A 25,184-nucleotide genomic window follows, 5' to 3' on the forward strand; every position below is an offset into this window, starting at 1 on the left:
ATCAGTGCACCGGAGCCGATTCGGTCGTATCCGTGATCGTCGGAACCCGAGTCGCGCGGACGTACACGGTTTCGCCCTCGTGCAACCCCAGCGCCTCGCTGTCGCCGCGCGTGATCTGCGCCGCGAACAACTCGCCGGTGGCCGCGTTCTTGAGCTCGACCTTCACCTCGAAGCCGAGGCGTACGACCCGTTCGACGACGGCCCGCGTCACCCCGGCAGATTCTGCCGTGCCGCTTGCCTGCGCCTGTGCCAACGACGGGTCGCGTCCGACACGAATGTCGTGCGGGCGCACCAGAAGTCCGTTCAGCCTGGCCACCTGACCGAGGAACGACATCACGAAGTTGTTGGCAGGGCGATCGTAGAGATCCTCCGGGGTGCCCACCTGTTCGATTCTGCCCTTGTTCAGCACCGCGATTCGGTCGGCGACGTCGAGCGCTTCTTCCTGGTCGTGGGTCACCAACACGGTGGTGACGTGCACCTCGTCGTGCAATCGGCGCAGCCACGTCCGTAGATCTGCGCGCACCTTGGCATCGAGGGCACCGAAGGGCTCGTCGAGGAGGAGAACCTGCGGGTCGACGGCGAGTGCACGTGCCAGCGCCATGCGTTGACGCTGTCCTCCGGACAGCTGCGCCGGGTAGCGGCTTTGGAAACCGGCCAGACCGACGATCTCGAGCAGTTCGTCGACCTTCTTGGCAATTTCGGCCTTGGGCCGCTTGCGGATCTGTAAGCCGAACGCCACGTTGTCGCGCACCGTCAGGTGTTTGAACGCGGCGTAGTGCTGAAACACGAACCCGATCTCGCGACGCTGCGGGCTCACCCAGGTGACGTCCTGGCCGGCCAGCACCACTCGGCCCGTATCGAGCTGCTCGAGGCCTGCGATGGATCGAAGCAGCGTGGACTTGCCCGAGCCGCTGGGTCCGAGCAGCGCCGTCAACGAGCCCTTCGGGATGTCGATGCTGACGTCGTCGAGGGCGGCGAAATCGCCGTAGCGCTTGTTCGCGCCGACCACGGAGATCTCGATGTCGGAAGATATCTCGGTCATTACTTCGTCCTCTTCTTGTCGAGAACCGTCATCAGCAGCAGCACGATGACGGCGATCGCCATGAGCAACGTGGACGCCGCATATGCGCCCTGCTGATTGAAGTCCTCGTACCGTGAATTGACCAGCAGTGTGAGCGTCTGGGAAATGCCAGGCAGGTTGGTGGAGACCATGATGACCGCGCCGAATTCTCCGAGCGAACGTGCGACGGTGAGCACCACGCCGTAGGTCAGTCCCCATCGGATGGCAGGCAACGTGATTCGCCAGAACGTCTGCCAGGTACTCGCACCCAGAGTCGAGGCAGCCTCTTCCTGCTCTTCACCGATCTCGTACAGGACCGGTTCCACTTCGCGAACGACGAACGGCAAGGTGACGAATATCGTCGCGATGACCATGCCGGGTAGCGCGAAGATGACCTTGAAACCGAGGCTTTCGATGCCACCGAACCATCCGTTGGCACCCCACAGCAGGATGAGCGCGACGCCGGTGATGATCGGCGACACCGCGAACGGCAGGTCCACGATCGCTTCGAGTATCCCCTTGCCGCGGAACCGTCCGCGTACCAATGCCAACGCTGTGACGATTCCGAACACGACGTTGATGGGAACGACGATCGCCACGATCAACAGCGACAGTTGGAGAGCGGATTGCGCGGCGGGAGTGGTGATCTGCTCCCAGAACGCCACCACCCCGTCCTCGAACGTGCGAAACAGGATGGCACCGAGGGGGAACAGCACGAGCACAGCGAGATAGATCAGTGCGACGGCACGCAGGGACAGTTTGATCGGGAGACCGATTTTCACGAGATCTGCTCTTCCCGTCTGGCCAACCTGTTGCCGATGATGCGGAGCACGAACAGCACAGCGAAGGCGATTGCCAACAGCACCACGGAGATTGCGGCTGCGTCGATCGGCCGGTCGTACTCGATGAGTTCACGGATGTACTGCGAAGCAACCTGCGTGTCGTTGGGGATGTTGCCGCCGATCAACACCACCGACCCGAATTCGCCGATGGCACGGGCGAACGCGAGCCCACCGCCCGAGAGCACAGCCGGAAGCAGTACCGGCAACACGATGCGCCGAAAGATGGTCCAGTTGTTCGCACCCAGCGATGCGGCCGCCTCTTCGACATCCTTGTCGAGTTCTATCAGCACCGGCTGCACCGCACGCACCACGAACGGGAGCGTGACGAACAGCAGCGCCACGATGACCGCAGGCTTGGTGGCGTTGAAGACGATGCCGATCGGACTCGACGGTCCGTACAGCGACAGCAACACCAAGCTCGCCACGATGGTCGGTAGTGCGAACGGCAGGTCGATCAGGGCATTGACGAAACGCTTGCCGGGAAACTCGTCGCGTACCAGAACCCACGCGATCAGAGTGCCGAGAAAGAGGTTGATCACGGCGGCGGCCACGGACACCAGCAGAGTCACCTTGAACGTGGCGATGGCACGTGTCTCGGTGACCGCATCCCAGAAACCACCGAGGCCGCCGTCGAACGACTGAACCGTCAACGCCGCCAACGGCAGCAGCACGATGACACTGAGCCACAGAACGGCGACACCGAGGCCCAGCGGACCCACCGAACCGGGGCCCCGGAACTTGCGGCCTTCCCGCCCAGCACGAAACCGAGGTGTCGCACTGGGCGGGACGATCGAACCCGGGGCCGCGGGTTCACCGGTCGACGACGACATCTACCGAGTACTTTCCTGGTAGATCGTCGCAATTGCGCCGTTGTCTCCGAACAGGTCGGCGTCGACCTGAGTCCAGCCGCCGAGATCATCGATGGTGTAGAGCTTTTCGGGCGTGAAGAACTTGTCCGAGTACTCGGAGGCGATCTCCGGGTTGGTCGGCCGGAAACCCGCCTCGGCCCAGATCTTCTGGCCTTCGTCGGAGTAGACGAAATCGTTCAGAGCATTCGCACGCTCGAGGTTCGCACTGCTGTTGATCACTGCCACCGGGTTGTCGATGCGGAAGGTGACGGGGACGTCCACGTGCTCCACCTTCTGTCCCTGCTCTTCGATGAGCAGTGCCTCGTTCTCGTAGCTCAGTAGCGCGTCGCCCTGTCCCTGCAGGAACGCTTCGGTTGCGGCGCGGCCGGATTCGGGCTGCACAGGGAAGTGATCGGCGACGAGCGTACGAACGAAGTCGAGACCGGCCTGCTTGTCCTGGCCACCGTTGCTCTTGGCGGCGTACGGCGCGAGCAGGTTCCACTTCGCCGATCCGGAGCTGAGGGGGCTCGGGCTGATGACCTGAACGTCGGGCTTGATCAGGTCGTCCCACGTCTGGATGTTCTTCGGATTGCCCTCGCGGACGACGATGGTCACCACCGAGCCGAACGGCACCCCGCCGTACGCGTTCTGGTTCCAGTCCTCGTCGACCTTGCCCGCCTTGACAAGTCGAGTGACATCCGGCTCGACGGAGAAGTTGACGATGTCCGCAGGCGCGCCGTCGGCGACCTTGCGCGACTGGTTTCCGGATGCGCCGTAGTCGGCGTTGATCGCCGTACCCTCTCCATCCTCGGTGGCTGCGAACGCCGGACCGATTGCGTCCCAGCCGTTCTTCGGCACTGCGTAGCCGACGAGTGTCAGAGCCGGGCCACTGGCAGTGTCCGACCCGCCCCCGACGACATCGCTGGAACCGCCGCCGCAGGCGGTGAGCAGAAGAGTTCCCACAGCTGCGAACGTGGTGAGCAGATAACGAGAACGATGCCTCATTGCGAAAGGCCTTTCATGGTGGTGTGACGATGAGGAAAGAACACAAGACACGCAAGGAGATTCGCGCTGAGCGCCGTAGCAGTCAGGACCCGGCCGGCGAAGCAGCGAACTGGCGGCACGGACTCCGGTCCGTCGTGCGGACACACTGCGCTACGCGGCGACAGTGGATCGACGAAACCGATTCGCGAAGGAAAGAATCAACAACAGTCGATATCGGCGACTGCCAGCATGCCGACAGCAATCAACGCCAACTGGTGGCGGACGCGGTACTCGGCGGCAGAAGACACGGTCAGGAATCTAGCAGAGGTTCCGGACCGACTCTAATCAGAGGAGTCGTGCATGTGCACGACGGGCGCGTGTCAGCGAGTGATCAACCATGCGATGACGACCAACGCCAGCAGCGCGATCAGAGCCCATGTCACCCGAGACCGCGGCATTACAGTCCATCCTTCGTCGTAGACGTCGAGGCCGAGAGCTCGGCCTCGCGTGCTGCGCTGGCGTCACGGCCCAACACGCGCAGGATCACTGCCAGCACGCGATCGAACACCCGAGCCGAGACGAACGCAACCGGAACGAGCACTGCGAGGACGACCACCGACTGCGGAACGAACGGAAGGCCCGTCACCCACAGCTCGACGCCGTCCCACCACCGCGCGAACGATTCCATCCTCGCAGCTTAAACCAGGGCTCCACCTGAGCCGCGCCACGCCGAGTACGGCCTCTCAGTGGACGGCTGCCACGGATCGGTCGATGATTACGCCATGACGGCATTCGATGAGGTTTCGCCCGTGCCCCCGGTCGCCGAGGAGCCGGCCATGGGCTCAGGACATCCAGGCCTGGGCGGAACGGAAGTCCAAGGTGCGTTGGGCAGCACCGATGCGCCGGTGTCCACGTTGGTCTCCTACCGCAGCGCGTTTCCGCCCATCGACGACTACGCATTTCTCTCGGACTGCGAGACGACGTGCCTCATCGCCCGAAACGGCTCCGTCGAATGGATGTGTGTACCGCGGCCGGACTCCCCCAGTATTTTCGGTGCCGTCCTCGATCGAAGCGCGGGCCACTTCCGCGTCGGGCCGTACGGACAGTCGGTACCCGCCGCTCGTCGATACCTGCCCGGCGGCCTCATCGTGGAGACGACCTGGCAGACCGAGACCGGGTGGCTCATCGTGCGTGACGCGTTGGTGATGGGCCCCTGGCACAACACCGACCAGCGTTCTCGAACTCACAAGCGCGCACCGAGCGACTGGGATGCCGAGCACATCTTGCTTCGGACCATCAAATGTGTCAGCGGCACAGTCGAATTGGAGATGAGCTGCGAGCCCGCCTTCGACTACCATCGGGCACCCGCGACATGGGAGTACACCGGCAAGGTGTACGAGGAGACCACCGCGACCTGCGAGGCGAGCGCCGACGGCGACCAGCCCACCCTCAAATTGACCACCAATCTTCGGATCGGCATCGAGGGCCGCGAAGCACGCGCGCGAACCCGAATGACGGAAGGCGACAACATCTTCGTCGCGCTGTCGTGGTCCGATCTTCCCGCACCGCAAACGTTCGAGGAAGCGGCCAGTAAGATGTGGCAGACCTCCGAATGCTGGCGGCAGTGGATCACGATCGGCCGATTCCCCGATCATCCGTGGCGCGGCTACCTCCAGCGCAGCGCTCTGACCCTCAAAGGACTGACCTACGCACCCACGGGAGCACTGCTCGCCGCGTCGACCACGTCGCTACCCGAAACACCTGGTGGGGAACGCAATTGGGACTATCGCTACACCTGGGTCCGCGACTCCACATTCGCTCTGTGGGGTCTGTACACGCTCGGGCTCGACCGTGAGGCCAACGACTTCTTCGCCTTCATGTCCGATGTAGCCACCAGTGCAGACGGGGAGGTCAACCCGCTCCAGGTGATGTACGGCATCGGCGGTGAGAAGACCCTCGACGAGGCCGAGCTACCGCACTTGTCCGGGTACGACGGCGCCCGACCGGTACGTATCGGCAACGGTGCCTACGACCAAGAGCAGCACGACATCTGGGGCACCATGCTCGACTCGGTGTACCTGCACGTCAAGTCGCGTGAACACGTCCCGGAGTTCCTGTGGCCTCTGCTCAAACGGCAGGTCGAGGAAGCGATCGCGAACTGGCGCAAACCCGACCGTGGCATCTGGGAGGTACGCGGTGAGCCCCAGCACTTCACGTCCTCGAAGCTGATGTGTTGGGTTGCGCTCGATCGCGGTGCGAAGCTTGCCGATATCCACGGCGAGAAGGACTACTCGACCAAGTGGAACGAAATCGCCGACGAGATCAAGGCCGACATCCTCGACAACGGCGTGGACTCGCGCGGCGTGCTGACGCAGCGGTACGGAGATCCCTCTCTGGACGCGTCGTTGCTACTCGCACCCCTCCTGCGATTTCTGCCGGCCGACGACGAACGCATTCGTGCAACAGTGCTCGCCATCGCCGACGAGTTGACCGAGGACGGCTTGGTTCTGCGCTATCGAACCGACACCACCGACGACGGTTTGTCCGGCGAGGAAGGCACGTTCACGATCTGCTCGTTCTGGCTCGTGTCCGCTCTGGTGGAGATCGACGAACTCCCGCGCGCCAAGCACCTGTGCGAACGCCTGCTTGCCTACGCGAGCCCGCTCAAACTCTACGCCGAAGAGATCGACCATCGCACCGGCCGTCACCTCGGCAACTTTCCGCAAGCATTCACGCACTTGGCGTTGATCAACGCCGTGGTGCACGTCATCCGAGCAGAGGAAGCGCAGGCATCGGGACACTTCCAGCCCGCCCACGCCAACCCCTGAACTGTCTGGTTCAGCGGCCGAGTTGCCTCGCCCATTCGGCGACCAGCTCGGCCGCCGGTTTCGCCTGAGCGCGGCGATAGCCGGTCCCGGCCCACATCGACAGTCCCGACGGGTCACCCGCAGCTGCGGCCTTCGCGCGCATCGGCGCGGTCAGATAGTGCAGATCGGGATACGCCAGCGGGGCGGCTTCGGAGTTCTCGCGCATGAACTCGTTCACCAAGCCCCGCGCAGGACGGCCCGAAAACGCCTTCGTCACGGCGGTACCCGACGCACTGGCCAGCTGCTCGCGGTGCACGGGCTTCGTTCCTGCCTCGGGAGTGTTCAGAAACGCGGTACCCAGCTGGGCTGCATGCGCAGCACCCGAATCCAGCAGCGGCGCAATGTCGTTGCCGTCCATGAGCCCGCCGGCCGCGATTCGGGGCAGATCCGATATCTCGCGCACTGCGACCAGCAACTCCGTCAACGGCTCTTCCGGAGCCGACCCGTCGAACGTGCCTCGGTGTCCGCCCGCCTCGGGACCCTGCACCACCAGCGCGTCCACACCGTTCGCGGTGGCGATGGACGCGTCGGAGGCGGTTGCCACCGTTGCCCACACTTCGGTTCCCACCGAATGCAGCTGGGCAACCTCGTCGGCATCGAAGGTGGCGAAAGTACTCGACACCACCGGCACCGGATGGGCAAGCAGCCAGGCGAATTTCTCCGGGTAGTGATCATCGCGGCGTTTGAGCACGCCGGGTTCGGCGTCGAATCGCTCGAACCACGATGCCAGATGCTGGGCGTAGGAGTCGACATCCGCGCCCGACGGCTCCTCGGGTAGGAAAAGATTGACCCCGAACACCAGACCCCGCATCGAATCCACCTGCGCGGCAAAGGCATCCGGCGTCAACAACGCGCCGGCGATCATTCCGAGTCCGCCGGCCTCGGCCACAGCCCGGGCGAGCTCGGGAGTACTCGGACCGCCCGCCATGGGCGCACCGACAACGGGAACACGCAATTTCTTCAGGATCGGTGTCGTCACAGATTCGAAATGTACTCGCCCGACATTCGCGAGAGGGTTGGGCGGGGGCCGCGCGCCCCTGTTGCCGACTGCGCGCCCCTGTTCTGAAGCGAGCCGGGGCGCGCAGTCGGCAAAAAGGGTGTGAGGTTACGTCCGGCTACTTCTTCGGCTTGTCCGACGAGGACTCCGAGGACAGTGCCGCCACGAAGGCTTCCTGCGGAACTTCGACCCGTCCGATGGTCTTCATTCGCTTCTTGCCTTCCTTCTGCTTCTCGAGCAGCTTGCGCTTACGGCTGATGTCGCCGCCGTAGCACTTGGCAAGCACGTCCTTGCGGATGGCGCGGATGTTCTCGCGGGCGATGATGCGAGATCCGATAGCAGCCTGAATCGGCACCTCGAACTGCTGCCGCGGAATCAGTTCCTTGAGCTTGGTCGTCATCTTGTTGCCGTAGGCCGCAGCGGCGTCCTTGTGGACGATCGCGCTGAAGGCGTCGACGGCCTCGCCCTGCAGCAGGATGTCGACCTTCACCAGCGCTCCGCTCTGCTCGCCGATCTCCTCGTAGTCGAGGCTGGCGTATCCACGAGTACGTGACTTCAGGATGTCGAAGAAGTCGAAGATGATCTCGGCCATCGGAATCGTGTAGCGCAGTTCGACACGAGTCTCCGACAGGTAGTCCATACCGCCGAGCTCGCCTCGTCGCCCCTGACACAGCTCCATGATCGAGCCGATGAACTCGCTCGGCGAAATGATGGTGCACTTGACCATGGGCTCGAACACTTCCCGCGCCTTGCCCTCGGGCCAGTACGACGGGTTGGTGACGATGTGCTCGGCACCGTCTTCCATCTCGACGCGGTAGACGACGTTCGGCGAGGTCGAGATCAAGTCGAGGTTGAATTCACGCTCGAGCCGCTCGCGGGTGATCTCCATGTGCAGCAACCCCAGGAAGCCGCAGCGGAAGCCGAATCCGAGAGCCACGGAGGTCTCCGGCTCGTAGGTCAGGGCCGCGTCGTTGAGCTGAAGCTTTTCGAGGGCGTCGCGCAGATCCGGGTAGTCGGAGCCGTCGAGTGGGTAAAGGCCCGAGTAGACCATCGGCCGTGGCTCGCGGTAACCGGTCAGCGGCTCGGTAGCACCCTTGCGGAACGTGGTGACGGTATCGCCGACCTTGGACTGACGGACGTCCTTGACGCCGGTGATCAGGTACCCCACCTCGCCGACGCCCAGGCCCTTCGTGGCCTTCGGGTCCGGCGACACGATGCCGACTTCGAGCAACTCGTGCGTCGAGCCGGTCGACATCATCGTGACCTTCTCACGAGGGTTGAGTGCGCCGTCGACCACTCGGACGTAGGTGACGACGCCTCGGTAGGTGTCGTAGACCGAGTCGAAGATCATCGCGCGGGCAGGCCCGTCCGGGTTGCCGACCGGAGCCGGCACCAGCTTGACGACCTCGTTGAGCAGTTCCTCGACGCCCACTCCGGTCTTGCCGGACACCCGCAGCACGTCGTCGGCCTCGCATCCGATGATGTGCGCGATTTCGGCGGCGTAGCGATCCGGGTCGGCAGCGGGCAGGTCGATCTTGTTGAGCACAGGGATGATGGTGAGCTCTTTGTCGAGAGCCAGGTACAGGTTCGCCAGCGTCTGCGCCTCGATGCCCTGAGCAGCGTCGACGAGCAAGACAGCACCTTCACACGCTTCGAGCGCGCGGGACACCTCGTACGTGAAGTCGACGTGGCCGGGGGTGTCGATGAGGTGCAGAACGAATTCTTCGCCGTCGACGACCCAGGGCAGACGCACGTTCTGCGCCTTGATGGTGATGCCGCGTTCGCGCTCGATGTCCATCCGGTCCAGATACTGCGCACGCATCGACCGGTCGTCGACGACGCCGGTGAGCTGCAACATCCGGTCTGCCAGCGTCGACTTTCCGTGGTCGATGTGGGCGATGATGCAGAAGTTCCTGATCCTGGACGGATCGGTGAACGTCGTGTCGGCGAAGCTGGGCACTCGTATCCTTCGGCTGGCGTGTTCGAAATGAGCGAACGGGTTTCCCTATCGTCCCACGAGCGGAACGGTGCGCCGTCCCCGGCTGTCCGTCGTGGCTGGTCGCCCGGTGAGTCAGGGCGGTTTGTAGCGCTGCCGCCGTGGCTACACTCGCCGCATGGCTGGCAACTGGAGCAGATTCGGCAAGGAACTGGGCAAGATCGCACTGCGCGAGGGCCCGAGGCTACTGCGTCAACTACAGAACTCCGGTGCGCTGCAGAAAGGCAAGGACGCGATCTCCGGAAGCGCGTCGCGCACACCGGCTCCGGCACCTCGCCCCGGCCGTCCGGTGGCATCGCAGACCAGGCCGACCGCCCAACGGGCGCGGACCATCGAGTACTCCCCCGATCTGGACGGCAAGGCCGATCCGGGTGAGATCGTCTGGACCTGGGTTACCTACGAGGAAGACGCCACTCAGGGCAAGGACCGCCCGGTGCTGGTCATCGGGCGTGAGGGCAACGATCTGCTCGGCCTGATGTTGTCGAGCCAGAGCAGCCGCGACGGCGACCGCGACTGGCAGTCGATCGGATCCGGTGCGTGGGACGCCGAGGGGCGACCGAGCTGGATTCGTCTGGACCGAGTTCTCGACGTGCCCGAGGACGGTATTCGTCGCGAAGGCGCAATCCTCGGTAGAGCTCAGTTCGAGTCCGTGGCAGATCGGTTGCGTCGGGACTACGGCTGGAACTGACCTCGTGCGCGTTTTGCGTATCCCTGGGTACGCAAAACGCGCACGACGCTAGGCCAGCCGCGTGATCTCCACGACCACGTCGAGAGCCGTCGAACCGCCGCCGGAGAAGATGCCCTTGAGCGGCGGGACGTCGGCGTAATCACGGCCGAGTCCGACCGACACGTGCTGCTCGTTGACGGCGATGGCGTTGGTCGGGTCGTAGCCCCACCACGCACCGGTCCAGGCCTCGATCCAGGCGTGAGACTGGCCCTCGACCGTCGCACCGATCGCGGCCTGCTTCTTCGGATGCAGGTAGCCCGAGACGTACCGACTGGGGATGCCGACGCTGCGCAGCATCAACAGCGTCAGGTGGGCGTAGTCCTGACAGACACCCTTCTTCTCCGACCAGGCCTCCACGGCCGAGGTGTGCACACCGGTGGTACCGGGAACGTACGACATCTCCTGGTTGACCCAGTTGGAGATCTCGACGACCGATTCCTGCGGCGGCAGACCCTTCGACAGCTTTTTCGCGACCGACGCGAGTTGCCTGTTCTTCGGCACGTATCCGGTGTTGTCGAGGACCTCGTTGAAGCGGTCGATCACCTGGTCGCTCGCGAGTTCCTCCCAGGAGGCATTCTCATCCGGGTAGACGAAGGGATCGGTCTCGACCACCGACGATCCGGTGACCTCGAGCTCGGTGTGCGGTGCGTGCAGGTCGAACGCCGTCACCGCTGTCCCCCAGTAGTCGGTGTAGCGGTAGGAACGCGTCACCGGGTTGGTCTCGACTCGGTTGAGAATCACGTTCTGCCGATTGTCACTTCGCGGCGTCAGTCGAGCCTCGTTGTACGACGACGTCACCGGTGCGTCGTACTGATAGCCCGTGGTGTGCACGACACGCATACGCCAGCTCACAGTTCACCTTCCAATTGATCTTCGAATGTTCCCGAGCCGGCGTCCGTCCACGCCACCCACGGAGCGGCGTGGAAATACTGCTTGGAGATCGCATCACCGAGCTCACGGCAGGTTTCCTGCAGGGAGAGCAGGCGCTCCTGCAGATCGTCGAGAATTTCACCGGGACGCAGGAATTCGAGTTCGCTGCGAGCGCGACCGAGTAGACGCTGCGCCTCTGCGCGCGCACCGACTCGACTGTTGGGCTGATGGTCGAGCTGATCGAGTGATCGTTCCGCCTCGTTGAGTGCGTAGAACACCGATCGCGGAAAGAGCCTGTCCAACAACATGAATTCCAGTACTCGCTGGGCATCGAGCGCGCCGCGGTAGGTGCGCAGGTAGGTGTCGTGGGCACCGGCCGAGCGAAGCACAGTGACCCACGCCGGCGACGACGGCCGGTCACCGGCTCGCGAGAGCAACAACCGAACGATCATGTCGATGCGCTCGACCGAGCGACCGAGCAGGAGAAAGCGGTAGCCGTCGTCGTGGCTGAGGGTGGAGTCCGCGAGACCGGCGAACATCGCGGCGCGCTCCTCGATGTAGCTGAAGAACTCGGCCGGGCCGGTGCGCTTGGACGCCCTGATGCGCTCGTTCAATCCGTTGTACGTGGTGTTCAAGCACTCCCACATCTCACTGGACGTGACTTCACGCGCACCTCGGGCGTTCTCGCGCGCACTCGACAGTGAGTCCACGATCGAACCCAATCCGTCGCGGCTGAAGGCGACGACCTCGGTAAGCGACCACACGTCGAGCGAGACGTCCGGCTCGTGCTGGAAACCGAGCACTCGCAACAACACTCGCGAAGTGTGGTCGGGATCGACTGTGGCGTCTTCGAGAAGTTGGTGGACGGTGACATCGAGAATGCGGGCCGTGTCATCCGCTCTCTCCACATACCGCCCGATCCAGTAGAGCGACTCTGCGTTGCGCGCGAGCATTTACTGTCCACCGCCGTTCGAGTCCGAGTTCGTTGCCTGCTGCTGTTGCTGCTGCTGCTGCTGATTCATTTGTTGGTCCATCGTCAGCTCCGGGCCTTGTTCGGCCATCGGTGACTCCGGCGGAACGCTGACGATCTCGTCGCCGGCAAGTTCCTGCTCCTCCTGAGAGGTCCGAGTGGCGAGCACCCAGGTGTCCTTGCTGCCACCGCCCTGGCTGGAGTTCACCACCAGGGACCCCTCCGGCAACGCCACTCGGGTCAGTCCGCCGGGCAACACCCAGACGTCGTCGCCGTCGTTGACCGCGAACGGCCGCAGGTCGACGTGGCGGGGTACCAAGCGATCGCCGATCTTCGTCGGCACCGTCGAGAGCTGTACGACGGGCTGGGCGATCCAGCCGCGCGGATCCGCGCGGACCTTCTTGCTGATGGTGGCGAGTTCCTTCGGCGAGGCGTCGGGTCCGAAGACGATGCCGTAGCCGCCAGAACCTTCCACCGGCTTGATCACCAGTTCGTCGATGCGGTCGAGGACTTCCTCGCACTCGTCGTCGAGCCAGCACCGGAACGTGTCGACGTTGGCCAGCAGCGGCTTCTCGCCCATGTAGTAGTCGATGATGGTGGGAACGTAGGTGTAGACGAGCTTGTCGTCGCCGACGCCGTTTCCGACGGCACTCGAGATGACGACGTTGCCTGCGCGGGCGGCGTTGACCAGACCTGCTACTCCCAGCACCGAGTCGGGACGGAACTGCATGGGGTCGAGATAGTCGTCGTCGATTCGTCGGTAGATGACATCGACCTGACGCTCACCCTCGGTGGTGCGCATGTAGACGATGTTGTCTCGGCAGAACAGGTCTCGACCTTCGACGAGCTCGACGCCCATCAGCCGAGCGAGCAGCGAGTGCTCGAAGTACGCCGAGTTCGCCACGCCCGGAGTGAGAACCACCACGGTCGGGTCGGCCTCGTTGAGGGCGGCCGATGCGCGCAGTGCCCGCAGCAGATGCGAGGCGTAGTCGCCGACGGCACGCACGCGGTGACTGGCGAACAGGTCCGGGAACACCCGGGCCATGGTCCGGCGGTTCTCCATGACGTAGGAGACGCCCGAGGGTGAGCGCAGGTTGTCTTCGAGGACACGGAACGTGCCCTGCGCGTCGCGCACGAGGTCGATTCCGGCAACGTGGATACGTACGCCGTTGGGCGGGGTGATGCCGACGGCCTCACGGTGGAAGTGCTCGCACGACGTGATCAGGCGTTTCGGAACGACGCCGTCCCGCAGGATTTCCTGGTCTCCGTAGATGTCGGCGAGAAACATCTCGAGAGCCTTGACGCGCTGCTTGATGCCGCGTTCGAGACGCGACCACTCCCCTGCTGCGATGACGCGGGGCACCTGATCGAGCGGGAACGGGCGTTCTTGGCCGGACAGCGAGAACGTGATGCCCTGGTCGACGAACGCGCGTCCGAGCGCATCCGATCTGGCGTCCAGGTCCACGGCGTTCGCCGGGGCGAGCGCCGTGTGGATTCCTTTGTACGGCGTTCGAGTACGACCGTCCGAGTCGAACATCTCGTCGAAGGCGAGGCTGTACTTTCCGACGTCGGAGTACCCCCCGAACACCCCGTCTGCATCGGGTTCGACACGATCCGCTGACTTCGTTCTGGTCGCTTTGGCCTTGGAGGCGGCATGCGTTGCCGATCGCGGACTCATCCTGGCAATGTTGCTACAGAGACAGGAGTTAGGCGCGGTAGAAGCGTTAAATTCTTGAAACGGCTGTGGAGGGCGACGCCGGATTGGGTTCTGCCGTCCTGTGCTGGTATTCTCGATCTTCGGCGCAGGGCTCAACGCTCAGCAGCAGACTTCGGGCATTCCAGCATGGATCGCCCTGACCGGAATACCGACGAAGACGACAAGGATTTTACGCGTGGCCAATATCAAGTCCCAGAAGAAGCGGATACTCACCAACGAGCGTGCACGCCTACGCAACCAGTCGGTGAAGTCCTCCCTTCGCACCGTCATCCGCTCGTTCCGCGAGGCACAGGCTGCGGGCGACAAGGACAAGGCTTCCGAGATTCTCCTCGATGCCGGCCGCAAGCTCGACAAGGCCGCCAGCAAGGGCGTCATCCACAAGAACCAGGCCGCTAACAAGAAGTCGGCACTGGCTCTCGCAGTCAACAAGCTCTGATCTCGTACTGAGCTCGACCGAGCCCGCTGCATCCGACGAGGACGCAGCGGGCTTTGTCGTGCGCCGGGCACCCCGCTAGCGGTCACCCAACGAGGCGACCTCGGCGACAGCTCGCTCCACCGCGTAGTCCGCGTCCGCTGCTTGACCTTTGACGTCGGCGTTCAGCTGCGCCACCACACGCAGGGCCTGCGCTATCGAGCGGCCGTTCCAGCCGCGCGCTTGGCCCTGCGCCTTCTTGATCTTCCAGGGCGGCATTCCCAGTTCGCCTGCCATCCGGAACGGGTCACCGCGACCGGCCGAGCCGACGAGCGCGATGGTGCGCACGGCATCGGCGAGCGCATCCGCGAGAAGAACGTGGGCCACTCCCCGGTGCATCGCCCACCGCAAGGCTTCGAGAGCGCCGGCACGATCACCGATGACGGCCTTGTCCGCGACGTCGAATCCCGATACCTCCGCTTTGCCCGAGTAGTACCGACGCACGGCGGCCAGATCGACTTTGCCTCCGGTATCGGAGACCAACTGTGAACACGCCGAGGCCAATTCGCGGAGTTCGTTACCGACGGACTCGACGACAGCCTCGATCACCTCGCCGCTGACGCGGACGTCCGCCGCGCGAAACTCGCCTCGGACAAAATCGATCCGCTCGGCCGGTTTGGTGAGCTTGACGCATTCGTGGACCTGAGCCCCGCATTTCTGGAGGGCACCGACCATCGCTTTGGCGCGGCCGCCGCCGGAATGCATGACCACCACGACGGCACCCTCGGGTGGATCGGTAGCCGCGTCGAGCACCAGAGCGACTGCATCCTTACCGGCCTCGGCCGCCGCCTCGAGTACGACGACACGGTCCTCGGCGAACAGCGACGGACTCAGCAGTTCGGCGAGCTCGGGAGCACTTGCGTCACCGGTCCGCAGCCGGGTGACCGGGAGGTCCTCCCCCGGGATCGCCGCATTCGCACGCACCTGCGTCACGATCGCGGCCACCGCACGATCCATCAGTAGTTCCTCGTCGCCGAGTACCAGATGCAGAGGAGCCACACTCGAAGTCACGACCATGATCGTGCCATGCGCCGCCGACACCACGGACATCCGCTTCGGACCGTCACTCACCACACGACGTGGGCCGTCCACAGCGCCAGAAGTGCAATCGCGAACGTGGCCGACACCCAGCGGAACAACGCCCATCGCAGCGCGCCCAGGAGCACGACAGTGCCGACGGTCGCCGCCGCGATTCCTCGGACACCCTCCGGAACGACGACCGATGCTGCCGGCACCGACGCCGCCCGCTCGGCCACCGTGATCAACCACCACAACGGTGCCGACGCCAGTTGCACCGTCATGTCGGCGAGCGAGGTACTGACCACAGCCAACACCGCCGTCACGATGCCCACCACGGTGATGGGGGCGACGACCGGCGAGACCAGTACGTTCGCAACCACACCCACCACGCTGAACGTTCCCGCCATTGCCGCGACGACGGGCGCCGTCACCACGTGGGCCGCCGCGGCGACCGCCACCACCTCCGCAGCTGCCCGGGGCCATCCTCGGGCCCGCAGCCAGTCCACCCAGATCGGTGCCACCAGCACCAGCCCCGCGGTGGCGAACACCGACAGCACGAATCCGACGTCCACGGCGAGCCGCGGCCACCACCCGAGTAGTGCCAACACCGCGCCGCACAAGGCCGGGACCGCTTGCTTCCGTCTGCCGGTCACCAAGGCCAGCAAACCGATCGACCCCATCACCGCGGCGCGCAACACGCTCGGGGACGGTCTGGCCACGACGACGAAGGCGATCAGAGCGACGAAGGCAATCGTGACGGTCGCGCGAGGCCCTATCCCTATGCCGCGCAACACCAACAGCACGGCACCGATCAGGATCGAGAAGTTCGCACCCGACACCGCCGTCAGATGCGTCAAGCCCGCGGCTCGGAAGTTCTCGACTACCTGCTCGTCCAATCGTGAGACATCGCCCACGACGAGGCCCGGCAGTAGACCTGCCCGGTCCGACGGGAGCGAATTCTGCGCCACGTCTGCCAGATTCGAGCGAAACGACCCCGCCGCCGACGAGACCGGTCCGGGCTCACCCACTGCCACCGGCGGACCGGTCGTTCGGATGACGGCCACGGTCATATCGGACCTGGTGGGTACCCCAAGCCGGCCCCGGACCGTGATCTGCTGGCCCGGAAGCAGTGCCGACCATGTCGACTCCGGCGCCACGATCGATACCCGGCCGCCGACGTAGAGCGCCTCGCCACCGACATCGACGCGGGTCATCTCCGCCTGCAACATCACCATCGGCGGCCCGGGCGCGGGCAGACGTCGCGGGTCTTCGATGTCGACCACTGCCGTGATCCATGCCCGATTCTGCGCGGCCGCAGCCACTGGATGCTCCGCCACCGAGCGCATCTGGAGCCAGATCGCACCGCCGAAACACAACGCCACGACGATCACCGCGGCCGCCCCGGACCACACGTGTCTCGCGGTGTCCGCTCGACCCTTCGAGATCCTCTGCAGCACAACGGCTCCCAGCACCACGATCGCGCACGTCACCACCGTGGCCTTCACCGCCGCGCTCGGACCGGCGAGAATACCGGTCGCAGTGATCGACCAGGACGCCGCTGCCGCCGGAATCAGGCGGATGTCGAAAGGAACTGGTTCCTCGGAGTCCGTCGACGACGGCACCCCGGTCACGAGACTCGGACCAGGTCGCGAATCTTGGTGAGCCGGCCCGGGCCGATACCGTCGACCTCGGCGAGCTGATCGACCGATACGAAGCGGCCGTTCGTGTCTCGCCAGCTCACGATCGACGTTGCCGTCACCGGTCCCACACCGGGCAGCGCATCCAATTCTGCGACCGTGGCCGTATTGAGGTCCACTGCTCCGCCGGCGGCAGGGCCCGCCTGGTCCGTCGTCGAACCGGCAACTCCGCCCGGCCCTGCGCCCTGACCCGACGTGGTGCCGCTGACCGGAGGGGCCGCCGGAGCCGGCACGAGCCCCACGACGATCTGATCGCCGTCCGACACCCGAGCTGCCATGTTCAGCGCCAACAGATCGGCACCCTCCACGGCCCCTCCCGCTGCAGCCAAGGCGTCGGCGATGCGCGAGCCCGGTTGCAGCCGAACGAGACCGGGATGCGCGACGAGTCCGACGACACTGACGACAAGTTCTGTTTCGGCAACCGGTGCCGTGCCGGCCGTTCTGTCCGGCGGCCGGCTCGACGATCCGGATTCGGACAACGCCGAGTCCGGCGCGCGGGCATCGGCGGCGTCGGTGGAGACCACCGCCAGTGGTGGTGCGGGCGCAGGCGTCGGCGCATCTCGAAACACCGCGAAGCCGGCGACGAGGACCACGAACACACCCGCCGCCGCCAACGCCTTCACACCGGGTCGGCCGGGATCCACCCGCGCGAATCGCCACCGCTGCGGTAGCAACGACGACCATGGTGATTCGGGACGCTGCACGGCAGGAAGCAGCCACTCCGGATCGGGATGCACGACGCCGGCCTGTGGTTGCCCGATCGGCGGCTCGCCCTGGGGGTCATCGAATTCGTCGACTCGGCGCGGCTCGGCGCGCGCGGAATCACTCTGCCTCCGCACGGAATTCAATCGTGCCACCGTGTGTGCCCGATCGTCGTCGCCGCCCATGTCTCAGGACGCTAGCGCCCTCCGGACGGACCTGACCGGGGCGAACAGTGGTCGCGAACTGCCCTGTGCACAACCGAGAGTCTGTGGATGACCGGCTCGATACGCCCTACCGATGACCAGGAGCGACGACTACGCCGACGGCACCGGGACCGACGTGTGCACCGAGCACCGCACCGAACGGCAGCACGTCGACGCTGGTCAGGTCCGGGATACGCGCCATCAGCATGGCTGAGACGTCCTCGGCTCGCTCGGCGCACTGCATATGATGCACAGCCACGACAACCCCGGATTGCGTACCGATGTCGGCCGCCGCGGCAGCTGCCGCGTCCACCAGCTTGCTCAGTGCTTTCGAGGAGGTTCGCGTCTTCTCGCGCAACACCAGCGCACCATCGCTGATGTGCAGCACCGGCTTCATCGCCAGGGCCGTACCGAGCAGGGCTGCGGCAGTGCCGATACGGCCGCCGCGGCGCAGGTGATCCAATCGATCGACGACGATGAAACATCTCGACGACGCAGACCTGCGAACAGCATTGTCGTAGACCTCGTCGAGTCCGGCTCCACCCGCTGCGGCATACGCTGCTGCCAGCGCCGGGTAGCCCAATCCCATTCCAGCAGAACCGGAATCGACAACCTTCACCAACGATCCGATCTGCTCGGCGGCCTGCCGCGCAGCCTCCCAGGTGCTCGACAGGCCCCGGGAGATGTGCAGTGCGACGACGCCCGCCCCGCGACTGCGTTCGAGAGCTGCGGCATAGACCTCGGTCAGCTCGCCCGGAGACGCCCCCGCGGTCGTCACCGGCTTTCCGTCGGTCGATTGTTCGGGAATCTCGTCGATACCCTCACGATGGTCGACGCCGTCCACCAACACATGCAGCGGTGCCACCGTGATACCGCACTCGGCGGCTATGGACGCGGGCAGGCAGGACGACGAATCGGTGACGACGGCGACGGTCATGGGTGCCGGATCGCTGCCGCCGCTGCCACCGGTCGCAACACCGTCAGCATTGCGTCGGCCACGGCCACGTGTGCATCCCAACCCCAGTGGATTCCGTCGGGGTTGGCGTTCTCGGACTCGATGTTCGGACGAACTGCCTCCGCGAGATCGACCATCGGAACACCGTTTTCGTCGCTCCAGGCACGCAGCGCTCGTACCGCGGGCTCGCGCCCCGAATGCACCCGCCCGTAGGCGTCGCACCGATGCACCGACGGATAGGTACCGACGACGGGCAATTCCGGCCGCACGTAGGCCAATGCGGCGCGGGTCTGCTCGAGGTAGTCGACACTCAGTCGCGGCGGAAGCGCCACCGGCCAACCCAGATGCGACAGGACCGGCTGCACCGCTTGATAACCCGCGCGAACGACCCGCCGAAGTGCGGGCGGACGGATGTAGCGGATCTGCTCACGCAACGCGGTCGGTAGCGGCGACGGCAACGAGTCCATGCCGCCGATTCCGAGTACGACGGCACCGGCCCGCGGTATCACCGCCCACACTCGCGGATCCTGGGTCAGAGCCCACCACGCATCGCGGCTCGTCCAGCCGATGCGGGCTACCAGCTCGACATCCCAATCCAGCTCTGCAGCAACGATATTGGGCCACAGCCGAGGATCGTCGACCGGCAGCCCGCCCTCGGGTCCGTAATAGCTCAGCGAGTCCGCCAGCACGAGCAGCACGGGGCGCGCGGCGGCCTCCTCAGAGGACGTCACTGGCCACCCGCGCCGAGGCGTTCCAGACGTCGAGCCGCCAGGACGGGTTGTCACCGGGTCCGTGCGCACCGAGCTGTACCCAGCTGGTGTTGGCGAGGCCGCCGAGCACCGGCCAGCGATCGGTCGGCAGTGCGAGCAACGCTGCGGTCAGGGCAGCGATCAACCCTCCGTGCGCCACGAGCACCAGTGGTCGCTGGTCGCCGTCGGCACCCCACTCGGGGACGCCGCCGAGGAGCTCACGCACCAGCGGCACGCTGCGGTTCGCAACGTCGATGCGACTTTCCCCACCGGGCGGGGCGACGGTTGCGTCGGCACGCCAGGCCGGACGCGCCCCGGGGGCGATGTCGTCCACCTCGGTGTGGGTGAGTCCCTGCCAGTCGCCGAGATGTGTCTCCCGCAGCCGCTCGTCCGTGGACACCGGGACTCCAGCCGCGTCCCCGAGAGCTTCCGCAGTGTCGAGAGCGCGCTTGAGATCGGACGAGACGATGCGGATGGGCGCGCGGACAGCCAATTCGGCCGCGGCCGTCTTCGCCTGACTGCGGCCCAGCTCGGACAGATCGGTATCGAGCTGGCCCTGCATACGGTCGGTGGCGTTGTAGTCAGTCTGACCGTGGCGAAGCAGGATGAGCCGCCGGATCATTGCTCCGGTTCCGGTGCCGGATGCTGACCAAGGCCCGGAACCTCGATCGTCGGGCAGTCCTTCCACAGTCGCTCGAGCGCATAGAAGTTGCGCTCTTCGTTGTGCTGGACGTGCACCACGATGTCGGAGTAGTCCAGCAGCGCCCAGCGGCCCTCTCGGGTACCCTCGCGACGCACCGGCTTGTGTCCGGCCTCACGAAGCTGGTCCTCGATGTTCTCCACGATCGAGTTGACCTGACGCTCGTTGGGCGCGGAGGCGATCACGAAGCAATCGGTGATGTAGAGCTGGTCGGAGACGTCGAGGATCACCACGTCGCTGGCCAGTTTGTCGTCGGCTGCGAGCGCGGCGATACGCGCCATCTCGGCGGCTTCGGCTGTTGCAGTCACTTCGGTGTACTCCCACTCGTATGGCTCGGGTTCGCGGTCACTGCGCTGGTGACCGACCCGGCCGGTTGCTTCTTCTGTGGCGCCGGTTCCGACATGGTGACGGATCCGTCGAGGCGCTGCGCGCCCCGTGGTCGATAGAGGTTCCTCTTCGAGATGTATTGCACGACGCCGTCCGGGACGAGGTACCAGACCGGCCGATTTTCACCGGCACGACGTCGGCAGTCCGTCGACGATATCGCGAGTGCCGGGATTTCCATCAATGTGAGAGTGTCGGCGGGCAACGATCGTAGATGGTTGGCCAGATGATCGACGCCGAGCTCGAACCCCGGCCGCGTCACTCCGACGAACTTCGCGAGCTCGAAGAGCTCCTCCCAGTTCTGCCACGTCAGGATGGACTCGAGCGCATCGGCACCGGTGATGAAGTACAACTCGGCATCGGGGTGCTGCGCTCGAAGATCCCTCAGGGTGTCGACGGTGTAGGTCGACTTTTCTCGGTCGACGTCGACCCGGCTCACCGAGAACCGAGGATTCGACGCGGTGGCGATGACCGTCATCAAGTAGCGGTCCTCGGCCGGGCTGACCGACCGGCCCTCCTTCTGCCACGGGGTCCCGGTGGGAACGAAGATGACCTCGTCCAGACCGAACGTGGCCGCCACCTCGCTCGCAGCCACGAGGTGACCGTGGTGAATGGGGTCGAAAGTGCCGCCCATGACCCCCAACCGGAGAGTCGGCGTGGTGTTCGTGTCCTCACCGGGGCCGGATTCGTGCTGCACAACCGACGATTCTACGTCCGTGGCAGCGACGCCGGTTACACGCCTCATACCGGCAACAGTCGTGAGACCACCGTCGCGAGCTGTTGGGCCGACCGACACTCGTGCATCGCAATCACGTCCGCATACACCTTGGCCGCCGAATCACCGGATCCCCACTGAGATTTGGGCTCGGGGTTGAGCCAGTAGGCGTGCTTGGCCACCGAGACGATTCGGGCCAACGCCGGCAGCTTCGGTTCGCGATAGTTCGTCCGGGCATCGCCCAGAACGAGAACCGAACTGCGGCTGGTGATGACCTGCGCGTACTTCTCGTCGAACGTCGTCAGGGCATGCCCGTAATCCGAATGACCGTCGTAGGTCACGAGGTCCGCTTCCCGCACGATCCGGCTCATGGCTGCCCCGAGGTCTGCCCCGGAATCGAAGAACCGCGTCACCTCGTCGGTGGAGTCGACGAACGCAAAGATTCGCACCCGGGAGAACTGTTCACGAAGAGCGTGCACCAGCAGCAGGGTGAAGTTGCTGAATCCGGCCACCGACCCCGAGACATCGCACAGCACAACCAGTTCCGGCCGGGCACGACGCGGCTTACGCTCCACCAGATCGATGGGAATACCGCCGGTCGACATGGATTTGCGCAGCGTGCGTCGCAGATCGATGGAGCCGTGCCTGCTTCGACTGCGGCGCACCGCAAGTCGCGAGGCCAGCAACCGCGCCAGCGGTGCGACGTTACGCCGCAATGCAACCATCTCCGCGTCCGAGGCACGCAGGAAATCGACTTCCTCCGCCAGTTTCGGCACGCCGTAGCTCGCTACCCGGTCGCGGCCCAGTTTCTCGGCCGACCGTCGCCTCGTCTCGCTCTCGACCATCTTGCGTAGGTCGGCAATACGTTGCGCTGCAGTACGTTTGGCCACCTCCGACTCGTAGTCGTCGGTGGGCCGATCCGGCACGTCGTCACTCCGGCCCAGCAGGCCGTCGAGGATCTTGCGAAGCAGCGTGTCGGGAGCAACATCACGCAACGCCTGATAGGCCGAGAACGACGGCCCGTTCGAAGACTTGTACTGACCGAGCTCTTCGACCATCTGGGCCGCCAGCATCTGGGTCAGTTCGGCCGCCTCCGCCGAGTCGTCCGAGAGCAGTTCGACGATCAGTTCACGCAACGCATCGATATCGACCTCGCCTGTCTCGGTGCGAGGCAGCGCGGTGTCGATCTGCCCCGAATCCCTGGTACCCGATGCCACCGGAAACCACAGGTCGAACAACGCGTCGAACACCCCGCGGTGCGTCGGACGTCGCAGCAGCGCGCAGGCCAGCCCCTCGCGGACCGCTTCTCGGTCCAACAGATCCAACACCGCCAGCACGCGTCCGGCATCCACGGTCTCCGACGGCCCCACCGAGATCCCACGCTTACGCAACGCCTCGACGAAACCGACGAGATGCCCGGGAATTCCGTGTGGGGCGAGCATGTCAGTTCAGCCGCAGTTCGGCGGCGGCGCGCACCTGATCCGACTGATGCTTGAGCACGACTCCGAGCGTCGACCGGACCGCGTCGTCGTCGAGGGTGTCCATACCGAGGGCCAGGAGTGTGCGACCCCAGTCGATCGTCTCGGCCACCGACGGCAACTTCTTGAGCTGCATCCCTCGGAGCACGCGGACGGTCTTGATCATCTGCTCCGCGATCGCCTCGGGCAGTTCGGGAACGCGGCTGGCCAGGATTCGACGCTCGAGGTCCGCGTCGGGGAAGTCGAGGTGCAGGAACAGGCAGCGGCGCTTGAGAGCTTCCGACAGTTCGCGCGTGGCATTGGAGGTCAACACGACGAACGGGGTGCGCTCCGCCGTGATCGTGCCCAGCTCGGGAATGGTGATCGCGAAGTCGCTGAGCACCTCGAGCAGCAAGCCCTCGATCTCGACATCTGCTTTGTCGGTCTCGTCGATCAGGAGCACGGTCGGCTCGGTTCGGCGAATGGCCTGCAGCAGTGGCCGAGCCAGCAGAAACTCCTCGGAGAACACGTCGAGCTTCGTCGAGTCCCAGTCGGCACTCGAGCCGGATTGGATACGCAGGATCTGTTTGGCGTGGTTCCACTCGTACAGAGCCCTCGCCTCGTCGACGCCCTCGTAGCACTGCAGTCGCACCAGTTCGGCTCCGGTCGACTGCGCGACCGCGCGCGCCAATTCGGTCTTGCCGACTCCGGCGGGACCCTCGATCAACAGCGGCTTGCCGAGGCGATCGGCGAGAAAAACCGATGTGGCCGTGGCCTTGTCGGCCAGATACCCCGTCTCGGCCAGACGGGCCTGAACATCGTTCACGCTCGCGAACAACGGTGGTGTCGTCGGTAGGGCACGGTCCACGTCACAACTCCTGGAAGATCGGGTCTGGCGGGTCGAGTGGCTGCAGGCCGGTCAGACGGGTCTGACGTGCCCGTCGCCCCACACCGTCCACTTGGTCGAGGTCAGCTCGGGCAGGCCCATGGGGCCGCGGGCGTGCAGCTTCTGGGTGGAGATGCCGATCTCGGCACCGAAGCCGAACTGCTCGCCGTCGGTGAACGCAGTGGAGGCGTTGACCATCACGGCAGCCGCGTCGACTCGTCGGGTGAATTCGCGCGCAGCACCGATGTCCGACGCGACGATCGCCTCGGTATGGCCGGTGCCGTATCGGTCGATGTGGTCGATTGCCTCGTCGATGCCGTCGACCACCTTCAGCGCGATGTCGAGCGAGAGGTATTCCTGCGACCAATCGTCGTCGCCTGCAGGAACCAACCCCGGCAGATCACCGTGCACCGTGACACTGTGCATCTGGAACGCCTGCAACAACCTCGGCACCATGGTCTCGGCGATCGCGGCATCGACCAGCACCGTTTCGGCGGCGTTGCACACGCTCACCCGGCGGGTCTTGGCGTTGAGCACGATCTTCTCGGCCGTCTCCGCGTCGGCGGAGGAATGCAGATAGACGTGGCAGTTACCCACCCCGGTCTCGATGGTGGGAACCGTGGCATCACGCACGACCGCGGCGATCAAACCCGCTCCCCCACGCGGGATCACGACATCCACCAGCCCGCGGGCCTGAATGAGGTGGGTGACCGTCGACCGATCAGCACTACCGAGCAGTTGTACTGCCGATTCCGGCAGCCCGTGGCTCGTGAGCGCACCCTGCAGCGCCTCGACCAGGGCTGCGTTCGACTGCGCCGCGGACGAGGATCCCCGCAGCAGCACTGCGTTCCCGGATTTGAACGCCAGACCGAACGCGTCGACGGTCACGTTGGGGCGCGCCTCGTAGACCATGCCCACGACGCCCAGCGGAACCCGCATCTGCCTGATCTCGAGCCCGTTGGGGAGCGTCGATCCGCGGATGACCTCGCCGATCGGATCGGGTAGGCCCGCCACCTGCCGCAGCCCGGCGGCAATACCGTCGATGCGCGGTGCCGTCAGCCGCAGCCGATCGAGCAGACCCTCGTCCGTTCCCGCAGCGCGGGCGATCTCGATGTCGGCGGCGTTGGCTGCGAGCACCGGCTCCGCTGCGGCCAGCACGGCGTCGGCCGCGGCATGCAGCAGCGAATCCTTCTCCGCAGTGGTCAGCAACGCCAGTGCACGTGAAGCGACGCGGGCTCGGCGAGCAGCCGAGTGCACGTTCTCGCGCTCGTCGGCAGAGGACGGCACCGAAGCGGCCGAGACGGAAGCAGTCATGCACTACACACTAATAGGGCCGGGGAATGAAGCTGCATCTCCACGTCGTTGC

At 65.2% G+C, this 25,184-nt stretch carries 25 protein-coding genes; 3 read left to right on the plus strand and 22 right to left on the minus strand.

The features are described from left to right. Position 1: 1 nt before the first annotated feature. The 6 genes from K414_RS0119755 to K414_RS0119775 form a co-directional block, all read right to left on the minus strand. Positions 2 to 1,042, minus strand: coding sequence for a sulfate ABC transporter ATP-binding protein (locus K414_RS0119755; protein WP_027497510.1), 1,041 nt, complete (start codon positions 1,040 to 1,042; stop codon positions 2 to 4). Further along, complete coding sequence (cysW, locus tag K414_RS0119760; protein WP_027497511.1) at positions 1,042 to 1,842, minus strand: sulfate ABC transporter permease subunit CysW; 801 nt, start codon at positions 1,840 to 1,842, stop codon at positions 1,042 to 1,044. The genes K414_RS0119755 and cysW overlap by 1 nt, the downstream gene beginning before the upstream one ends. Beyond that, positions 1,839 to 2,732 (minus strand): sulfate ABC transporter permease subunit CysT, encoded by an 894-nt coding sequence (gene cysT / locus K414_RS0119765; RefSeq protein WP_027497512.1) that lies wholly within the window; start codon positions 2,730 to 2,732, stop codon positions 1,839 to 1,841. The genes cysW and cysT overlap by 4 nt, the downstream gene beginning before the upstream one ends. Further along, positions 2,733 to 3,755, minus strand: a complete 1,023-nt coding sequence (locus K414_RS0119770) for a sulfate ABC transporter substrate-binding protein (protein WP_027497513.1) — start codon at positions 3,753 to 3,755, stop codon at positions 2,733 to 2,735. It lies immediately after the preceding gene. A gap of 197 nt (positions 3,756 to 3,952) precedes the next feature. Then, on the minus strand, positions 3,953 to 4,042 hold the full coding sequence (locus tag K414_RS29820) for an Ms4533A family Cys-rich leader peptide (RefSeq protein ID WP_310180897.1): 90 nt from the start codon (positions 4,040 to 4,042) through the stop codon (positions 3,953 to 3,955). Between the two features lie 149 nt (positions 4,043 to 4,191). Next, positions 4,192 to 4,422, minus strand: coding sequence for a hypothetical protein (locus tag K414_RS0119775; protein ID WP_027497514.1), 231 nt, complete (start codon positions 4,420 to 4,422; stop codon positions 4,192 to 4,194). A 94-nt stretch (positions 4,423 to 4,516) separates the two neighbouring features. On the opposite strand from K414_RS0119775, the gene K414_RS0119780 reads away from it, so the two are divergent. After that, positions 4,517 to 6,562 (plus strand): glycoside hydrolase family 15 protein, encoded by a 2,046-nt coding sequence (locus K414_RS0119780; RefSeq protein ID WP_027497515.1) that lies wholly within the window; start codon positions 4,517 to 4,519, stop codon positions 6,560 to 6,562. A 10-nt stretch (positions 6,563 to 6,572) separates the two neighbouring features. On the opposite strand, the gene K414_RS0119785 is transcribed toward K414_RS0119780, so the two are convergent. Next, entirely contained in the window at positions 6,573 to 7,580 is a 1,008-nt protein-coding gene (locus tag K414_RS0119785) for a nitronate monooxygenase (protein ID WP_027497516.1), read from the minus strand. A gap of 136 nt (positions 7,581 to 7,716) precedes the next feature. Next, complete coding sequence (gene lepA, locus K414_RS0119790; RefSeq protein ID WP_027497517.1) at positions 7,717 to 9,558, minus strand: translation elongation factor 4; 1,842 nt, start codon at positions 9,556 to 9,558, stop codon at positions 7,717 to 7,719. 154 nt (positions 9,559 to 9,712) lie between these two features. On the opposite strand from lepA, the gene K414_RS0119795 reads away from it, so the two are divergent. Beyond that, complete coding sequence (locus K414_RS0119795; RefSeq protein WP_027497518.1) at positions 9,713 to 10,282, plus strand: type II toxin-antitoxin system PemK/MazF family toxin; 570 nt, start codon at positions 9,713 to 9,715, stop codon at positions 10,280 to 10,282. A 48-nt stretch (positions 10,283 to 10,330) separates the two neighbouring features. Here the strand turns inward: K414_RS0119795 and K414_RS0119800 are convergent, their stop codons facing one another. Genes K414_RS0119800 through K414_RS0119810 form a run of 3 tightly spaced genes read right to left on the minus strand, consistent with a single transcriptional unit; the run spans position 10,331 to position 13,698 of the window. Then, on the minus strand, positions 10,331 to 11,161 hold the full coding sequence (locus K414_RS0119800; protein WP_027497519.1) for a transglutaminase family protein: 831 nt from the start codon (positions 11,159 to 11,161) through the stop codon (positions 10,331 to 10,333). 8 nt (positions 11,162 to 11,169) lie between these two features. Next, complete coding sequence (locus tag K414_RS0119805; protein WP_027497520.1) at positions 11,170 to 12,144, minus strand: alpha-E domain-containing protein; 975 nt, start codon at positions 12,142 to 12,144, stop codon at positions 11,170 to 11,172. Next, the gene (locus K414_RS0119810) at positions 12,145 to 13,698 is read right to left on the minus strand and encodes a circularly permuted type 2 ATP-grasp protein (protein WP_230073984.1); all 1,554 of its coding nucleotides are present in this window, start codon (positions 13,696 to 13,698) and stop codon (positions 12,145 to 12,147) included. A 355-nt stretch (positions 13,699 to 14,053) separates the two neighbouring features. On the opposite strand from K414_RS0119810, the gene rpsT reads away from it, so the two are divergent. Then, positions 14,054 to 14,314, plus strand: coding sequence for a 30S ribosomal protein S20 (gene rpsT / locus K414_RS0119815; protein WP_027497522.1), 261 nt, complete (start codon positions 14,054 to 14,056; stop codon positions 14,312 to 14,314). A gap of 75 nt (positions 14,315 to 14,389) precedes the next feature. On the opposite strand, the gene holA is transcribed toward rpsT, so the two are convergent. The 11 genes from holA to K414_RS0119870 form a co-directional block, all read right to left on the minus strand. After that, on the minus strand, positions 14,390 to 15,367 hold the full coding sequence (holA, locus tag K414_RS0119820) for a DNA polymerase III subunit delta (RefSeq protein WP_179273972.1): 978 nt from the start codon (positions 15,365 to 15,367) through the stop codon (positions 14,390 to 14,392). A 50-nt stretch (positions 15,368 to 15,417) separates the two neighbouring features. Then, positions 15,418 to 17,001 carry a ComEC/Rec2 family competence protein gene (locus K414_RS0119825; RefSeq protein ID WP_152530451.1) on the minus strand — a complete coding sequence of 528 codons (1,584 nt, stop codon included), beginning with the start codon at positions 16,999 to 17,001 and terminating at the stop codon, positions 15,418 to 15,420. Continuing rightward, positions 16,998 to 17,954, minus strand: a complete 957-nt coding sequence (locus tag K414_RS27465; protein ID WP_081701630.1) for a ComEA family DNA-binding protein — start codon at positions 17,952 to 17,954, stop codon at positions 16,998 to 17,000. Before K414_RS27465 ends, K414_RS0119825 begins: the two co-directional genes overlap by 4 nt. 106 nt (positions 17,955 to 18,060) lie before the next feature. Further along, entirely contained in the window at positions 18,061 to 18,909 is an 849-nt protein-coding gene (locus tag K414_RS0119835) for a DegV family protein (RefSeq protein ID WP_027497526.1), read from the minus strand. Next, entirely contained in the window at positions 18,906 to 19,658 is a 753-nt protein-coding gene (gene octT / locus K414_RS0119840; protein ID WP_027497527.1) for a diglucosylglycerate octanoyltransferase, read from the minus strand. Before octT ends, K414_RS0119835 begins: the two co-directional genes overlap by 4 nt. Then, positions 19,645 to 20,298 carry a histidine phosphatase family protein gene (locus K414_RS0119845; protein ID WP_027497528.1) on the minus strand — a complete coding sequence of 218 codons (654 nt, stop codon included), beginning with the start codon at positions 20,296 to 20,298 and terminating at the stop codon, positions 19,645 to 19,647. Before K414_RS0119845 ends, octT begins: the two co-directional genes overlap by 14 nt. After that, positions 20,295 to 20,684: a ribosome silencing factor gene (rsfS, locus tag K414_RS0119850; protein ID WP_027497529.1), complete on the minus strand. Its 390-nt coding sequence runs from the start codon at positions 20,682 to 20,684 to the stop codon at positions 20,295 to 20,297. The genes K414_RS0119845 and rsfS overlap by 4 nt, the downstream gene beginning before the upstream one ends. Then, entirely contained in the window at positions 20,681 to 21,505 is an 825-nt protein-coding gene (nadD, locus tag K414_RS0119855; RefSeq protein ID WP_080729207.1) for a nicotinate-nucleotide adenylyltransferase, read from the minus strand. Before nadD ends, rsfS begins: the two co-directional genes overlap by 4 nt. Further along, the gene (locus K414_RS0119860; protein ID WP_027497531.1) at positions 21,502 to 22,917 is read right to left on the minus strand and encodes a VWA domain-containing protein; all 1,416 of its coding nucleotides are present in this window, start codon (positions 22,915 to 22,917) and stop codon (positions 21,502 to 21,504) included. The genes nadD and K414_RS0119860 overlap by 4 nt, the downstream gene beginning before the upstream one ends. Before the next feature lies 1 nt (position 22,918). Continuing rightward, positions 22,919 to 23,800, minus strand: coding sequence for a MoxR family ATPase (locus K414_RS0119865; RefSeq protein ID WP_027497532.1), 882 nt, complete (start codon positions 23,798 to 23,800; stop codon positions 22,919 to 22,921). Positions 23,801 to 23,851: 51 nt separating this feature from the next. Then, positions 23,852 to 25,132 carry a glutamate-5-semialdehyde dehydrogenase gene (locus K414_RS0119870; protein ID WP_027497533.1) on the minus strand — a complete coding sequence of 427 codons (1,281 nt, stop codon included), beginning with the start codon at positions 25,130 to 25,132 and terminating at the stop codon, positions 23,852 to 23,854. Positions 25,133 to 25,184: the final 52 nt, after the last annotated feature.

The sequence above is a fragment of the Rhodococcus sp. JG-3 genome, assembly GCF_000482405.1.
Lineage (GTDB): Bacteria > Actinomycetota > Actinomycetes > Mycobacteriales > Mycobacteriaceae > Rhodococcoides > Rhodococcoides fascians.

Excerpts from the sequence above, each read along its gene's own strand:
- K414_RS0119780 (WP_027497515.1), top strand. The coding sequence starts at position 4,517 with ATGACGGCATTCGATGAGGTTTCGCCCGTGCCCCCGGTCGCCGAGGAG.
- K414_RS0119870 (WP_027497533.1), bottom strand. The coding sequence starts at position 25,132 with ATGACTGCTTCCGTCTCGGCCGCTTCGGTGCCGTCCTCTGCCGACGAG.
- K414_RS0119835 (WP_027497526.1), bottom strand. The coding sequence starts at position 18,909 with ATGACCGTCGCCGTCGTCACCGATTCGTCGTCCTGCCTGCCCGCGTCC.
- K414_RS0119795 (WP_027497518.1), top strand. The coding sequence starts at position 9,713 with ATGGCTGGCAACTGGAGCAGATTCGGCAAGGAACTGGGCAAGATCGCA.
- K414_RS0119810 (WP_230073984.1), bottom strand. The coding sequence starts at position 13,698 with ATGTTCGACTCGGACGGTCGTACTCGAACGCCGTACAAAGGAATCCAC.
- K414_RS0119805 (WP_027497520.1), bottom strand. The coding sequence starts at position 12,144 with ATGCTCGCGCGCAACGCAGAGTCGCTCTACTGGATCGGGCGGTATGTG.
- nadD (WP_080729207.1), bottom strand. The coding sequence starts at position 21,505 with ATGAGGCGTGTAACCGGCGTCGCTGCCACGGACGTAGAATCGTCGGTT.
- K414_RS0119775 (WP_027497514.1), bottom strand. The coding sequence starts at position 4,422 with ATGGAATCGTTCGCGCGGTGGTGGGACGGCGTCGAGCTGTGGGTGACG.
- K414_RS0119860 (WP_027497531.1), bottom strand. The coding sequence starts at position 22,917 with ATGCTCGCCCCACACGGAATTCCCGGGCATCTCGTCGGTTTCGTCGAG.
- K414_RS0119770 (WP_027497513.1), bottom strand. The coding sequence starts at position 3,755 with ATGAGGCATCGTTCTCGTTATCTGCTCACCACGTTCGCAGCTGTGGGA.
- K414_RS0119800 (WP_027497519.1), bottom strand. The coding sequence starts at position 11,161 with ATGCGTGTCGTGCACACCACGGGCTATCAGTACGACGCACCGGTGACG.
- K414_RS27465 (WP_081701630.1), bottom strand. The coding sequence starts at position 17,954 with ATGGGCGGCGACGACGATCGGGCACACACGGTGGCACGATTGAATTCC.
- holA (WP_179273972.1), bottom strand. The coding sequence starts at position 15,367 with ATGGTCGTGACTTCGAGTGTGGCTCCTCTGCATCTGGTACTCGGCGAC.
- K414_RS0119845 (WP_027497528.1), bottom strand. The coding sequence starts at position 20,298 with ATGATCCGGCGGCTCATCCTGCTTCGCCACGGTCAGACTGACTACAAC.
- K414_RS0119755 (WP_027497510.1), bottom strand. The coding sequence starts at position 1,042 with ATGACCGAGATATCTTCCGACATCGAGATCTCCGTGGTCGGCGCGAAC.
- cysT (WP_027497512.1), bottom strand. The coding sequence starts at position 2,732 with ATGTCGTCGTCGACCGGTGAACCCGCGGCCCCGGGTTCGATCGTCCCG.